Origin of the sequence: Bradyrhizobium sp. SZCCHNS3016 (assembly GCF_032484535.1) — a bacterium.
Lineage (GTDB): Bacteria > Pseudomonadota > Alphaproteobacteria > Rhizobiales > Xanthobacteraceae > Bradyrhizobium.
Genome location: NZ_JAUETE010000017.1, coordinates 24736 through 38794, shown reverse-complemented (window position 1 = coordinate 38794; position 14059 = coordinate 24736). Strand labels below are relative to the sequence as shown.

The 14059-nt window shown below is 66.5% G+C and carries 14 protein-coding genes and 1 tRNA gene; 4 read left to right on the top strand and 11 right to left on the bottom strand.

Features of this window, described 5'->3' with window-relative positions; genetic code table 11:
- Nucleotides 1-7: 7 nt before the first annotated feature.
- A complete protein-coding gene (locus tag QW881_RS27335) occupies nucleotides 8-475 on the bottom strand; it encodes a DUF2269 domain-containing protein (protein ID WP_315758668.1) in 468 nt (155 codons plus the stop codon).
- Nucleotides 453-1169 (bottom strand): dienelactone hydrolase family protein, encoded by a 717-nt coding sequence (locus tag QW881_RS27330; RefSeq protein WP_316159109.1) that lies wholly within the window; start codon nucleotides 1167-1169, stop codon nucleotides 453-455. Before QW881_RS27330 ends, QW881_RS27335 begins: the two co-directional genes overlap by 23 nt.
- A gap of 510 nt (nucleotides 1170-1679) precedes the next feature.
- Between QW881_RS27330 and QW881_RS27325 the strand changes: the two genes are divergently transcribed.
- Nucleotides 1680-2189, top strand: coding sequence for a GNAT family N-acetyltransferase (locus QW881_RS27325; protein WP_006611902.1), 510 nt, complete (start codon nucleotides 1680-1682; stop codon nucleotides 2187-2189).
- Nucleotides 2190-2376: 187 nt separating this feature from the next.
- On the top strand, nucleotides 2377-2913 hold the full coding sequence (ppa, locus tag QW881_RS27320) for an inorganic diphosphatase (protein ID WP_011923519.1): 537 nt from the start codon (nucleotides 2377-2379) through the stop codon (nucleotides 2911-2913).
- Nucleotides 2914-3014: 101 nt separating this feature from the next.
- Here ppa and folD read toward each other — a convergent pair whose 3' ends face one another.
- The 3 genes from folD to QW881_RS27305 form a co-directional block, all read right to left on the bottom strand.
- Nucleotides 3015-3899, bottom strand: coding sequence for a bifunctional methylenetetrahydrofolate dehydrogenase/methenyltetrahydrofolate cyclohydrolase FolD (gene folD / locus QW881_RS27315; RefSeq protein ID WP_315758670.1), 885 nt, complete (start codon nucleotides 3897-3899; stop codon nucleotides 3015-3017).
- A 264-nt stretch (nucleotides 3900-4163) separates the two neighbouring features.
- On the bottom strand, nucleotides 4164-4502 hold the full coding sequence (locus QW881_RS27310) for a DUF167 domain-containing protein (protein WP_315758671.1): 339 nt from the start codon (nucleotides 4500-4502) through the stop codon (nucleotides 4164-4166).
- Between the two features lie 17 nt (nucleotides 4503-4519).
- Nucleotides 4520-4810 (bottom strand): YggT family protein, encoded by a 291-nt coding sequence (locus tag QW881_RS27305; RefSeq protein ID WP_315716734.1) that lies wholly within the window; start codon nucleotides 4808-4810, stop codon nucleotides 4520-4522.
- Nucleotides 4811-5009: 199 nt separating this feature from the next.
- Here QW881_RS27305 and QW881_RS27300 point away from each other — a divergent pair.
- A tRNA-Ala gene (locus QW881_RS27300) sits at nucleotides 5010-5085 on the top strand.
- Between the two features lie 137 nt (nucleotides 5086-5222).
- Here QW881_RS27300 and QW881_RS27295 read toward each other — a convergent pair.
- The 6 genes from QW881_RS27295 to QW881_RS27270 form a co-directional block, all read right to left on the bottom strand.
- Nucleotides 5223-6029, bottom strand: a complete 807-nt coding sequence (locus QW881_RS27295; protein ID WP_315758672.1) for a glutamine amidotransferase — start codon at nucleotides 6027-6029, stop codon at nucleotides 5223-5225.
- 80 nt (nucleotides 6030-6109) lie between these two features.
- Nucleotides 6110-6889, bottom strand: a complete 780-nt coding sequence (locus QW881_RS27290; protein WP_315758673.1) for an SDR family oxidoreductase — start codon at nucleotides 6887-6889, stop codon at nucleotides 6110-6112.
- Between the two features lie 218 nt (nucleotides 6890-7107).
- Nucleotides 7108-7575: a TerB family tellurite resistance protein gene (locus QW881_RS27285; protein ID WP_315758675.1), complete on the bottom strand. Its 468-nt coding sequence runs from the start codon at nucleotides 7573-7575 to the stop codon at nucleotides 7108-7110.
- Between the two features lie 125 nt (nucleotides 7576-7700).
- On the bottom strand, nucleotides 7701-9110 hold the full coding sequence (locus tag QW881_RS27280) for an adenylate/guanylate cyclase domain-containing protein (RefSeq protein WP_315758676.1): 1410 nt from the start codon (nucleotides 9108-9110) through the stop codon (nucleotides 7701-7703).
- A 69-nt stretch (nucleotides 9111-9179) separates the two neighbouring features.
- The gene (locus tag QW881_RS27275) at nucleotides 9180-10571 is read right to left on the bottom strand and encodes a cytochrome P450 (RefSeq protein WP_315758677.1); all 1392 of its coding nucleotides are present in this window, start codon (nucleotides 10569-10571) and stop codon (nucleotides 9180-9182) included.
- 207 nt (nucleotides 10572-10778) lie between these two features.
- A complete protein-coding gene (locus QW881_RS27270; protein ID WP_315758678.1) occupies nucleotides 10779-12152 on the bottom strand; it encodes a hydrolase in 1374 nt (457 codons plus the stop codon).
- A gap of 167 nt (nucleotides 12153-12319) precedes the next feature.
- Here QW881_RS27270 and QW881_RS27265 point away from each other — a divergent pair, with 167 nt between their 5' ends.
- A complete protein-coding gene (locus QW881_RS27265; RefSeq protein WP_315758679.1) occupies nucleotides 12320-14002 on the top strand; it encodes an MFS transporter in 1683 nt (560 codons plus the stop codon).
- The last annotated feature ends 57 nt before the right edge of the window (nucleotides 14003-14059 follow it).

The following is a 14059-nucleotide window of genomic DNA, read 5'->3' as shown; positions in this document are numbered from 1 at the left end:
CGTCTCGTCAGAACGGCTTTGCGATCATCAGCCAGAGAATGGCCATGACCGTGCCGAAACCGGGGATGCCGCACAGGAACCAGCGGCGGAAGACGGTGAAGTAGCGCGGCGGCAGCGCATGGGCGCTGTGATCGGCGGCGCGCGCGAGATCGCGCAGCTCGATCTGCATGAAGATCACGGGCACCCAGAACAGCCCGGCGACGGCATACAGCACGAGCGAGGTGAGCAGCCAGCGTTCGCTCACGGCCGTGGACGACAGCCACATCAAGGTGCCGCCGGTGACCGGCTGCAGCAGCACCGCCGACAGCGTGAAGAGCATGTCCGCGATCACCACGACGCCGGCCGTGCGCGCGATGAACGCGGCCTCGCCGCTCAGATGCGCCATCAGCATGAAGAACGCGATCCCCGTGCCGGTGCCGAGAATGACGATGGCGCCGAGCACGTGCAGATACTTAATGAGGAAATACAACGTCACGTCTGGTGCCTTCCAGCAGCGGTGGCGCGGTCCCTATTAGACCTTTGAGGCCGCCATGAGGGCCGTTGCTGCAGCAACCGCTCCTGGGGCTCATGGTCAGAACTCGCAGCATCGTCTCGACCATCCCCTTGATGCGGTCTTCGCGCTCGATCAACCAGTGTCCGTCATCCCCGGATTCGCCCTGGGGCAAGAAATACGCAATGCCTCCTGAACGCAGGAAAGCGTTGGCGAGCCTCTGCGAGAATGCTGGCGGAAAATAGCTGTCGTTCCGCGCAACGAACCAAACCACTCTTCGCCGCGTCCGTGCGGCGTCATGGCCAAAGGCCTTGACCGCATCGACCAGACGATCCTCCGCGCAGATGCGACCCGGCACGTCGTCGGCGTGGCCGCCGCGGCCGGGCGCGAACACGATGATGCTCGAAACGAACTGCCGGGGCTGATCGGCGAGCGCCAGCGCGCCCCAGCCGCCGGCCGAGTGACCGACCACAAGTGCGCCGCCTTTGGCGACGAATGGTTGATCGCGCATGAAGGCAAGCGCGCGCGAAATCTGCGCGGCGGTGGCACGTCCCGCTTTCTCGTAGTCCGGATTTTCGCACGCGCCCTGATCCTCGACATAGGGGCCGCCGGTACGGCCATGCCCGAGCCGCTCCGGCACCAGCACCGCATAGCCGCGCGCGACCAGCTCGCTGGCCATCGCCGTGTAGCTCGGCTGCGGCATCTGCGCGCGCCGCAACGCATTCTGTGTCGAGGCATGCGCGATCAGCGCCAGCGGAAACGGTCCGTCACCGGCAGGCCGATACAGCAGCGCATGCGCGGGGAGTCCAGGCTCGGTCGAGGGCACCAGCCATTGCTGCAGCCGGGCCGGCTCGCCTTCCGGCGAGGCCGGGCCGAATGTCTGTGCCCAGGCGTTCGATCCCGCGAGGACGAGCGCGATCAACCATGAGAGGCAGCGAAGCAGCAGCATTCAGCCGGGCGGGAAGTTGTTGAGCTCCGGCCACACTAGCCGAGCCCACCGCGAGTGAGTTGCAGTTTTTAGTTCGTGGTATGAACCTGCGGTGACGGGGCACCGTCGACCCTCAACAATGTTGCGAAATTGTCCCTTTTCGGCACAGCTTTCCGCCACGGTGATGCCGAAAGTCCACAGGTTAACCGATCTTTAACGTGGCACCTTGAAGGCGGACCGCCGACTTGCTTTGATCCGCTCATGAGCACAACCCTGATCGAAGTCCGTCCGGCCAAGGCTGCAGATGCGGCTGCGGTGGCGTCAGCCCATGATGAAGCCTGGCGTTCCGCCTACCAGGGGATCATCCCTGGCGCAGAGCTGGAGAAGCTGATCAACCGGCGCGGCCCCCAATGGTGGGACAGCGCGATCCGCAAAGGCAGCCGCGTCAGCGTGCTGGTGTTCAACGACAAGGTCGCAGGCTATGCGAATTACGGCCGCAATCGCGCCCGCAGCCTGCATTTTGACGGCGAAGTCTACGAGCTCTATCTGCGACCGGAATTTCAGGGGCTGGGGTTCGGTCGCCGGCTCTTTCAGTCCGCCAAGCGCGACCTCGCGCAGAGCGGCCTGAAGAGCATGGTGGTGTGGGCGTTGTCCGACAACGATCCCGCCACCGAGTTCTACCGCGCATTGGGCGGCCGCATGGTCGCGCGGTCGTCGGAGCGCTTCGGGCCGAAGTCGCTCGACAAGGTCGCCTTTGCCTGGACCAACTGAGCCTGGACCGGCTGTGCTCTGTGCGCGTTAGGCGTTAACGCGCCCTCGAATTGAACTGAAAGTGTTGGCCTGAGGTAGCTGTTGCGCGGCCGCGATTTTTTTGCGACTGCGAATGCCAGCGCTCGCCTGTCGAGCGTCCGACCCTCAACGTTCAAGTTCTCAAACGTTCAAGTTCTACGGAGCATCCATGCGCATCGACGCCATCCCGATCGGGAAAGATCCGCCGCGCGAGGTCAACGTCGTCATCGAAGTGCCGGTCGGCGGCGAGCCGATCAAGTACGAGCTCGACAAGGAAGCCGGGACGCTGTTCGTCGACCGATTCCTCTATACGGCGATGCGCTATCCCGGCAATTACGGCTTCATCCCGCACACGCTGTCCAACGACGGCGACCCCTGCGACGTTCTGGTGGCCAACACCCGCGCGATCGTTCCGGGCGCGGTCATGAGCGTGCGCCCGGTCGGCGTGCTGCTGATGGAGGACGAGGCTGGCGGCGATGAGAAGATCATCGCGGTGCCGTCCTCGAAGCTGACGCAGCGCTACGACAAGGTCCGCACCTATTCGGACCTGCCCGACATCACGCTGCAGCAGATCCAGCACTTCTACGAGCACTACAAGGATCTCGAGCCCGGCAAATGGGTGAAGGTGCTGCGTTGGGGCAATGCCGACGACGCCCACCAGCTGATCGCCGAGGGCATCGCGCGCGCCAAGGCCGCGAAGAAGTGAAAATGATTGACGTCATCCCGGGGCAGCCGCGCAGCGGCTGAACCCGGAATCTCGAGATTCCGGGTTCGATGCGGCGCATCGCCCCGGCGTGACGCAGGTGGTTACACCGCCGGCTTCGGCAGCGCGGCAATGGCGCAGGCGGCGCGCAGCGTGTTGACCAAGAGGCACGCGACCGTCATCTGGCCGACGCCGCCGGGCACCGGCGTGATCGCGCCGGCGACCTCCGCCACTTCCGCATAGGCGACGTCGCCGACCAGCTTCGTCTTGCCGTCAGCCGTTGGGATACGGTTGATGCCGACGTCGATCACGGTCGCGCCCGGCTTGATCCAGTCGCGCTTCACCATCTCCGGGCGGCCCACGGCGGCGTAGACCAGATCGGCGCGCGCGGTCAGCGCCGGCAGGTCGCGCGAGCGCGAATGCGCGATCGTCACCGTGGCATTCTCGTTGAGCAGCAGCTGCACCAGCGGACGGCCGACCAGATTGGAGCGGCCGATCACGATCGCGTTCATGCCCTCCAGCGAGCCATGCACGGTCTTGCTGAGGATGATGCAGCCGAGCGGCGTGCACGGCGCCAGCGCCGGCTGACCGCCGGCGAGACGGCCGGCATTGTGCGGATGCAGGCCATCGACGTCCTTGGCCGGATCGATGGCGTTGATGACGGCCTCGGTCTCCAGCCCCTTCGGCAGCGGCAGTTGCACCAGGATGCCGTGCACGGCGGGATCGCGGTTGAGCTTGCCGATCAAGGCCAGCAGCGCGTCCTGCGAGACGTCGGCGGGCAGCTTGTGCTCGAACGAGGCCATGCCGGCGGCCTGGGTCTGGGTGTGCTTGCTGCGGACATAGACCTCGGAGGCCGGATCGTTGCCGACCAGCACGACGGCGAGGCCCGGCGTCAGGCCGTGGTCGCGCTTGACCCGCGCGACCTCGGCGGCCACCTGGGCGCGCAGGTCGGCTGCGATGATCTTTCCGTCGATGATGCGCGCGGTCATTTTGCTCTATCCTCGGTTCAAAGACTGTTCATCGAGCAAGATGCTCGGCCGCGTGCTCCCACCCTCCCCTGGAGGGGGAGGGGCGATCGCACGCGAAGCGGGCGAGCGGGGGTGGGGTGAAGCCACGGATGCCGGTGCCGGTGGAGAGATCACCCCACCCCGCCTCACGCTCGCTTCGCTCACCGTGAGGCGACCCTCCCCCTCCAGGGAGGGTGAAGATCGCCGCTTGCGAAGCCGAAAGGCCTCGGCTCGCGCTTCTTGCGTCTATTCGCGTTGTTTCCGGGTCGGCTTATGGGCTGTGGTGAGGTCGCGCAAGGCCTGATCGAGCACGGATGCCTCGCCGTCGACGGCGACCTGCTTGAGCCGGGAGGTGGCGCCCGAGGTGATTCGCACCGAGGCCTTGGTCACGCCGATTGCCTTGGCCAGCAGCTCGGTCACGGCGCGATTCGCCTCGCCGCCATCCGCGATGGCCCGGACGCGGACCTTGAGCACGCTGCGGCCGTCGGACAGCGTCTCGACGCCGTCGATCGCGTCGCGGCCGCCGCGCGGCGTCACCCGCAGTGCGATGATGACACCGTCAGCGGCTGCGCGCCAGGGATCCATGGCGAACGGCGAGGCGGTCAGAACACGAATGGGTAGATGTAGTAGGTGATCACGCGCTGAATCAGCATGATGATGAGGATCAGGATGATCGGCGAGATGTCGAGGCCGCCGAGATTGGGCAGCATGCGCCGGATCGGCGCCAACACAGGCTCGGTGATTCGGTACAGGAACTCGGCCACTGCGGAGACGAACTGATTGCGCGTGTTGACGACGTTGAAGGCGATCAGCCACGACAGAATCGCCGAGGCGATCAGCAGCCAGACATAGAGGTCGAGAACGATCAGAACGATGTCGAGAACGGCACGCATGCGGGTCCACTCGGGGGGCGAGGTCGCGAATTCGACCTGTGACGACCGGTAGATATCGGTTCCCCCCGGCGCAAACAAGGGACGGTGCCCGTCAAGGCTAACAGGCGATGTGACCGTTCTTGACTTGACCAGGGCACCGACTGTAAATGGCGCCCGATCTGCCGGCCGCCTGTTCCCAACATCAAAGCGGTCGTGTTACGGGGCCATAGCTCAGCTGGGAGAGCGCGTCGTTCGCAATGACGAGGTCGGCGGTTCGATCCCGCCTGGCTCCACCACGCTTCGCCTTTCAGGCTACGCGTGGCGCGGCCACGCAATGCCTGAAAGGCGAAGCGTGGTGCCCGGCGTAGCCTCTTGGCGAAGCCGGGCTGAAGTCTGAACATTCCAAGCCACTGGACTGACCGGGACGCCGATCCTACTCCGCCGCCTCGGCCATCGCCGCCACCGACTCGCGCGCCAGCCAGCCATCCAGAAAATGTGCCAGCCAGGCCCGCTCGGCGGCATCATGCACGGCGCGACCCTCGAAATGATGGTGGCGCAGACGGGCGCCGGGGGTGTCCAGCCGGGCATGACCGCGGGTGGTCCAGCGGCACATCATCGCGTAGGTCACGTCGGGGTGGAACTGCAGCCCGGTGGCGTTCTGGTATTGATAGGCCTGCACCGGAAAGTCGCCGCCCTCGGCGAGCAGCTCGGCGCCATCGGGCAGGTCGAAGCCCTCGCGGTGCCAATGATAGACGTGATCAGGCCAATGCGGGCAAAGCCTGCGCCCGGCCCGGGTCGGGCGGATCGGATAATAGCCGATCTCGGCGCGCCCCTCTGGATGCGGCGCAACCGGGGCGCCGAGCTGGATCGCCAGCATCTGCGCGCCCAGGCAGATCCCGAGAAACGGACGCTGCTCCCGCAGCGGCACCTCGATCCAGTCGATCTCGCGGCGGACGAAGTCGTCCGGATCGTTCGCGCTCATCGGACCGCCGAAAATAACGGCACCCGCATGCCCATCGAGCGTCTCCGGCAGCGGATCACCGAACCGCGGCCGGCGGATGTCGAGCGGATAGCCGCGGGCGCGCAGGGCGTTGCCCACGCGGCCAGGGCTCGATGTTTCCTGATGCAGGATGATGAGGACGGGCCGCTGCGGCGCAGCCGCCGGGGCCAGCTTCGAGTGGAGATGCCGAACGTCCGCCTGGGTCCCGTTCGGATGGAGCGAAGGGTCTTGCCTGAGCATCACCTGGCGATCATAGCTAAGCAAAGGTTAACGGCGCGTGAGCGAGCGCACATTGCAAAGCAAGCGCCGGGCCAGCGCGATCAGGTCCGCTTCAGCTGCAGCCGGCCGACCGCGGCGAGGATGAAGCCGCGCGGGAACCAGCGCAGCATGAACGGCACGATCTTGATGCCGAGCCCGGGCAGCACCACGCGCTTGTCGGCCATCAGGCCGCGATAGCCGGCTTCCGCCACGGCCTTGGGCGAGACGTTGAGGATCACCGAATCCACGCCCGGCTTGAAGCCGGCGCGGTCCTGGAATTCCGACGGCACCGGACCGGGACACAGCACCGTGACCCGGACGCCATGCGGCGCCAGCTCCTTGCGCAGCGCCTCGGTGAACGAGATCACATAGGCCTTCGAGGCGTAATAGACCGCCATGCCAGGCCCCGGCAGGAACCCGGCCACCGATCCCAGATTGAGGATGCCGCCCTTGTTGCGGATCAACTGGTCGGAAAAGCGCAGCGACAGCTCGGTCAGGGCGCGGACGTTCACCGAGATCATGTCGAGCTGCTCGGCGCGGTCGAGCTGCACCGCCTTGCCGAACAGGCCGAAGCCGGCGTTGTTGACGAGATATTGCAGCTCCAGGCCGGCAGCCGACAGCGCAGCCTCGATGGTCGCGCCGGCGTCGGGGGAGGTGAGGTCACAGGGGATCACCAGCGGCGCCGGGCCGCCCTTGGCGGCGATCTCCTGCGCCAGCGCCTCGAGCCGGTCTTCGCGCCGGGCCGTCAATACGAGCCGGTGCCCGTTCGCGGCAAACACGCGCGCCAATTCGCTGCCGATTCCGGCAGAGGCACCCGTTACGAGCGTGACACGTTCACCCACGATCCCTGCTCTTCGATCACAATTCGCACATCATCCAATTGCGGCGGACGAGAGCATAGTGGGACGGGAACATGCAAGACACCGCGATGCATGGCCTTGCGCTGGATTGCGGCAACAGCCTCAGATTCACGTGGATTTACATGAACGGGGGTGTCCGGAGCAAAATTAAAGTTTGTTCATCTCCGCATGAAAGTCGGTTCCACCCGGAGCGACGCGGTTCAAGCCGGGGCGCCGGACTTGCGCGCCGCCACCCGGTGCTTGAGGTCGAGGCGGTCATGCGTGGAGACGCCGAGCAGCTCCGAGGCACGCCAGACCACATTGTCCTCGAATTCGGTCACCTTGCCGTCGGCGTAGACCAGCTCCCACATCATCTCGACGATGCGCAGGCGGCCGGCTTCTTCGACCTCGCGCATGATGACGCTGGTGAAGCGATAGAGATCGACTGCGTCGCCCTCCGCCAGCATGGCTTGCGCGATCAGCCGGTCGGCGCTGCCGGGATCGAGCCCGAAGCGCAGCTCGATCAGGCCGTGCAGCTTGCGACGCTCGATCTGGCTCGGCTCGCCGTCCAGCGAGATGACGTGGATCAGCAGGGCCGTCGCCGCGAGCTGATAGCCATTGTCGTCGAACGCCGGGGTCTGCTGCGGCGAAACGACGTCAGCGATGAATTGGCGCAGTCCTTCGAGCATGGCGTCCTTCGCTGTCAGATCCGAAGCGGACCGCAAACCGGCCGGCGAATGCTCATTATATGCAAATGCCACGCTGCGCCGGCAATCCGCTGCGACCTTTGGACTGCATGACATTTCGGTAAGCCTCAGGGTATTTCGTACACCATTATGCGGTCGGCGATGCCGCGCAGCGCGGCGTGCTTCTGGATGGGCGCGATCTTCGCGCTCCGCAGGATGTCGGCAACGCCGGGGCTCTCGATCACGGGCGCGGTGAGATGGATCTCCTGCGCGGTCGACAGGCTCTGCACGCGCGACGCGATGTTGACGGTCTGGCCGAAATAGTCCTGGCGGTCGTTCAACATCACCGCGAGGCACGGCCCCTCGTGGATGCCGATCTTGACCACGAGATCCTCGGTGCCGCGCTCGGCATTGAGCCGCTGCATCGCCGCGCGCATGCGCAGGCCCGCGGACAGCGCATGCTCGGGCTGGATGAAGGTCGCCATCACGGCATCGCCGATGGTCTTCACCACCGCGCCCTTCTCGGCATTGATGATCTCGAGCAGTGCGCGGAAATGCGCGCGCACCAGGTCGAATGCCGCGAGATCGCCGACGCGCTCATACAGCGCCGTCGAGCTTTTGAGGTCGGTGAACAGGAAGGTGAGAGAGGTGATCTTCAGCCGCTGGTCGATGTTGAGATTGTCCGCCTTGAACACGTCGCGAAAGGTCTGGTTGGACAATATGCGCTTGGCGGTCAGGAAAGGCCGGCGCTTGCCGAGGAGATGGTGGAGCGCATCGCCGGCAACGAAGACGGTCGGCAGCGTCCGTACGCCGGCCTGATTGTCGAGCGCCAGTCGCAGCGGGCCTGGACGCAACGTGATCGATCCGGTCGGAGGATGCGCCCTGTTGAATAGCAGTCCGAGCTGCTGGCGCTCCCTGGTGGGCTCGCCCTGAACGTCGATGAAATGCGCAGAATGCGTCACCGGTTCGAAGATGATGATGAAATCGGATGGGAGCTGCAGTGAGAGCACGGCCTTCTCACCGGCTGGCAGCTCGAGCGCATCAAGCGTCACTTCTTCGCTGAGCGAGGCAAAAGACTCCCGGTCGAGGTCGATCCCGGAACTCCAGAAGACCTGCTTGTAATACTCCCAGAGCGGCAGCGTGTTCGGATCGTGAGCGGCGATGCTCCTGACCTTGGAGCTCACGGTGAAAGCAACTTCGACCTGCTCGTCGATGGAAGGCTCGTAGCCGCAAGCGCATAGTCCGCAATGGTAATCGTCATGGCGGAGAGATTTCAGCGTGGCGTGCGCATCCAGCACGCCGCTGCAGCCAGGACAGAGCACGTTCCAGGTCAGATCGAACAAGCCGATCCGTGCAGCATGCAGGAACCCGGAAATAACCCGTTCTTCATCGAGACCGGCGCGCGCCGAGAACTCCAGGGCATTGATACGGTTGAGTTCGTGATCTTCACCCGCCTCAATCAACCGTGTGATCGCGTCCGCAACGGCCGGATCGGCGGTCTGCTTCAGAACCGAAAGCTGGGCCTGGATGTCGCTCATGGCGTGTTAAGATGGTGCCTAGCAAACCCACAAGCAAGAGACGAAGCGATGGCCCGGCCGCCGCCGGGATCAGACGCCCGCCCTGGGCGTGAGCTTGAACAGCGGCGAGCGATCCGGCTGGGTCGTGACCACGCCGACCGGCATCACGGGTGCGGCGTCGAGCATTTCGATGTCGAAGGCCGCCACCAGCCGTGCCAGCGCCAGCACCGCCTCGGTCAGGGCGAAATGAGCCCCGATGCAGACCCGCGCGCCCGCTCCGAACGGCAGATAGGCGAAGCGCTCCGGCGGCGGCGCGCCCGGCATGAAGCGATCCGGTATGAAGGCGTTGGGCGTTTGCCACAGCCTCTCGTGCCGGTGCAGCAGCCAGGGCGAGATCAGCACGACGTCGCCGCGCTTCACCTGGAACTCGGCGATACGGTCCGGCCCGCTTGCGGCGCGCGCAATCAGGAAGGCGGGCGGATAAAGCCGCAGCGTTTCGTCGATCACCGCGCGTGTGAACGGCAACTGATCCGGATTGCTCAGATCCGTCGCGGCGCGCGCCTCCTGCGCCAGCCTGTCCTGATTGGCTGGGTCGAGCGCGATGAGATACAGCGCCCAGAACAGCGCCGTCGCGGTCGTCTCGTGCCCGGCGAGGATCATGGTCGCGACCTCGTCGGCGAGCTGCGCATCGGTGAACGCAGCGCCCGTTTCCGGATCGCGTGCCGCGCCCATCAGGTCGAACAGGTCGCGCGGCGGCGCATCCTCCAGCTTGCCGCCCGCGCGCCGCTCGGCCATCAGCATGGCGACGAAATCGGTCCAGCGCTTGCGGAAGCGTCGGCGCGCGAAGTCGCGCGGCGTCGGCCAGGACAGCGGCAACACGATGTCGAGCAGATGCGGACTGGCCAGCCGCGCGCCATACTCGTAGACGAAATCGCGCAGGGTGGCGCCGTGCCGGCCCATCTCGAACGAGAACATCGTGCGGCCGGCGATGTCGAGCGTCATGCGCTGCATGATCTCGCGCAGGTCGAGCGGCTGACCGCATTGCTCTCTCAGCCGGACAACGGTCTCATCGGTCACCGCGACCATGTGCGGAACGAGGCCGGAAACGGCGCGCGGCGTGAAAGCCGGCGCCAAGGTGCGGCGCTGGTGCTTCCACGCCTTGCCTTCGGCGATCAGCAGCCCCTCGCCGAGCACCGGACGCAGCACGCGGATGGCGCCGACGGTGCGGACGTAGTTCTCCCAATTGTCGATCAGCACATGCTTGATGGTATCGGGCGCATTGAGAATGTAGCTGGAGCTGCCGAAGAAGCGGCCGCGGATGATGTCGTCCTCATAGGCGCGCTGGCTCCAGGTCGCGATCGCGTTGTCGCCCATCATCAGCACGCGGCGCAGCGCGCTCATGCTGTCCGGCGCCCGCGGCGGCGTTGGAGGGACCAGTGGCACGCGTGCCTGCGGCAGGTAGTGGACTTCGGCGGTACTCATTCACTGCCTCTCGACGCTGTCGTGAGCGGGGGACGGCGGACCGGCTGCACGGCGGCATGCCGAGCGCCGGCTGCTGTAGGACGAACCGGCCGGCCGCGGAACGGCGGTTTCCTGCCAGAGGTAATTCGGTCACCTCGCTTGCAACGTGCGTGGGAGAGCGCGATTCAGCGCTCTCCGACGCCGTGGTGTAACATCATACTCCAGCAACTAATTAGTCAGCTCGATCATCGCAATCCTGCTCTCCGATGCTGGCCAAAGACGGGCGGCGATGCGTTCCTCGTTGAACAGTCCGATGACGCTGCGCCCGACGTCGCCCGCCGGCAGCCGCAATGTCGTCGCTGCATCGGTCGGTATTCCCTTCTGTACGTCCCCGGGTTCCTTGCCGTCGAGCAGCACGATGTCGCGGGGCAGGCCGAAATAGCCGCGCGGCCTGATCATGATGAGAATCGCTCCGGCGCCGGCATCGGCCTGGCCGAGCGGCCGCGCCGCGCGCAGATGCACGACGTCGGACGAACGCGGGAACGGCGAACGGTAGAAGTGCGTGATCGGCGCGCCCGGCGAGGTCAGCACGATCTCGAGATAGGATGTCGGATCGACCTCCGCGGGACCCCAGCGTCCGTCGGCGCCGGCTTGGCCGCGATAGACAGGCTCGCCGTTGCGTGCGCCGGTCTCGCTCGAGACGCGATAGACCTCCACGCTTGCGCCCGCGACTGGGCGATTGGTGGGCGCGCCGCCCGGCGTGCCCGTCACCAGGCCGCTGATCCGCACCTGCTGCTCGGGCTGGATCGCGATCTGCGTCGGCTCACGGCCGGCGATGAATTTGTAGATCTCGCGGAACGCGCGCGGGTGGAACGCGACCTCGCGATGGTCCAGCGCGCCGAGCACGAGATTGGTCGCGCCCTTCAACGCCGGCCCCTCGGCGGTGATCCCGGTGGGCACGCCGGGCTTGCCGACCAGGCGGCCATCGGCCTGGGCATATTTGTCGAGGCCGTCGCTGCGCAGCGTGAGGAAGGCGGTGCCCGCGGTCACCTCGCTGTCACCGGCATTCAGTCCGCGCAGGAACGGACCGCGGCCGTTGAACTCACTGCCGGGACTGTCCTCCCAGTCGAACACGCCATGATTGGGCGTGCCGCACAGTACGGCATGGCTGACATCGCCGCCGCCGCCGTTCTTCACCACATTGCGGATCGCGTTGCCGCCGCGCGAGCTGCCGACCAGCGCGATCCGTGCTGCACCGGTGCGCTCCTTGAGCGCCTTGATCGCTTCGGCAAGTTCGCGCCGCTGGTCGTCGGTCGACGAGCGACCCGGCTGCGCCACGGCGTCGTCATTGCGCGCCAGCGGGTCGGTGAAGTTGAGCGCGGCAAGGCGCGTTCGCGGCACGCCGTTGGATTCCATCCGCCACAGCGTCGTCAGCCAGAGCGCCGCGTGGTCGCCATTGCCATGCACGAACAGGATCGGGGGAATCTCGCCTGCCGATGTGGTCGCCGCCGCCGTTTGCGCACGTGCAGGTAAGGTCAGACCGCTGGTGAGCAGGGGCAGGGTTCCCATGGTCTGCAGAATGGTGCGGCGCGTCAGCTTCATCGGCGGTCTCCCTTTCGTCTCATTCATTTTGTGTTCGTTGGCCGCGGTCCATGATGCGAGCGCTGGATAGCGAGCACTGGACAGCGGCGGACATTCGCAGGCATCACATACGTCCGGGCGGAATCAAGCGATAGTTCAATGCGAACGGGCGACGTGGACGGAACAGCATGAATGCGCCGCAGAAACGTGAGCTGTTTGCGGCCGAGAGCATCGCCGCACCGCTGCGGCACGCGGTGTTCCGCCGCATCTGGCTGGCGAGCCTGCTGTCGAATCTGGGCCTGCTGATCCAGGCCGTCGGCGCCGCCTGGGCGATGACGCAGATGACGTCGTCGGCCGACAAGGTGGCGCTGGTGCAGACCGCCTTGATGCTGCCGGTCATGTTCATCTCGATGCCGGCCGGTGCCATCGCCGACATGTATGACCGGCGCATCGTCGCGCTGGTTGCGCTTGCGGTGGCCCTGGGCGGCGCCACCACCCTGACCGTGCTGGCCTGGCTCGGCCTCGTGACCCCAGAGCGGCTGCTGGCGCTGTGCTTCGTGATCGGCAGCGGCATGGCGCTGATGGGGCCGGCGTGGCAATCCTCGGTCAGCGAGCAGGTGCCGCCAGAGACGCTGCCGGCCGCGGTCGCGCTGAACGGCATCAGCTACAACATCGCCCGTAGCTTCGGCCCGGCCATCGGCGGCGTCGTGGTCGCCGCTGCCGGCGCGGTCGCAGCCTTTGCGGCGAATGCGCTGCTGTATCTGCCGCTGCTGGCCGCGCTGTTCCTGTGGCGGCGCGTCGTCGAGCCGAGCCGCCTGCCGCGCGAGCCGCTCAACCGCGCCATCGTCTCCGGCGTCCGCTACATCATCCATTCGCCGTCGATCCGCATCGTGCTGATCCGCACGCTGGTCACCGGCATCATCGGCGGCTCGATCTCGGCGCTGATGCCGCTGGTGGCGCGCGACCTGCTGCATGGCGGCGCGCAGACCTACGGCATCATGCTCGGCGCCTTCGGCATGGGCGCGGTGGTCGGCGCGCTCAACATCGGCGAGATCAGGAAGCGGCTGTCCGGTGAGGCCGCGATCCGCACCTGTGCGCTGACCTTGGGCGCGGCCACCGCAGCCGTTGCACTCAGCACCGCGCCGGTGCTGACGGCGGCGGCGCTCGTCATCGCCGGCGCGGTGTGGATGCTGGCGGTGGCGCTGTTCAACATCGGCGTGCAGCTTTCGGCGCCCCGTTGGGTCGCGGGCCGCGCGCTGGCGGCATTTCAGGCGGCGATCTCCGGCGGCATCGCGATCGGCAGTTGGGGCTGGGGCCGCCTCACCGACGCCGCCGGCGTCGAGGTCGCGCTGCTGGTGTCGGGAGCGCTGATGATGGTGTCGCCGCTGCTCGGCCTGTGGCTGCGGATGCCGCCGATCGGCGCCCGCAACGAGGACGGCGAGACCTTAGCCGACCCCGAGGTGCAGCTCGAGCTGACGCCGCGCTCGGGCCCGCTGGTGGTCGAGATCGAGTACCGCGTCGCTGAAGACAATGCCCGCGCGTTTCACGACCTGATGCAGGACGTGCAGCTCAGCCGCCAGCGCAACGGCGCCTATGGCTGGTCGATCGCACGCGACATCGCCGACCCCGAATTATGGACCGAGCGCTATCACTGCCCGACCTGGATCGACTATCTGCGTCAGCGCAACCGCTCGACCCGGGCCGAGCGCGAGCTGCACAAGCGCGCGATCGACTTCCACATCGGCACCGACCCGGTGCGCATCCGCCGCATGCTGGAACGCCCGTTCGGCTCGGTCCGGGCCAGGGACGACATCGACCGCACCGCCGAGCAGGCGCCGGCCGTTGCGACGGGTGCCCGCAGCGGGCCTTAGAACGGCGAGGGCAAGCGTAGCCTTCGCAAGGTAGGCCCGCTTTAGGATGCTGCTCTC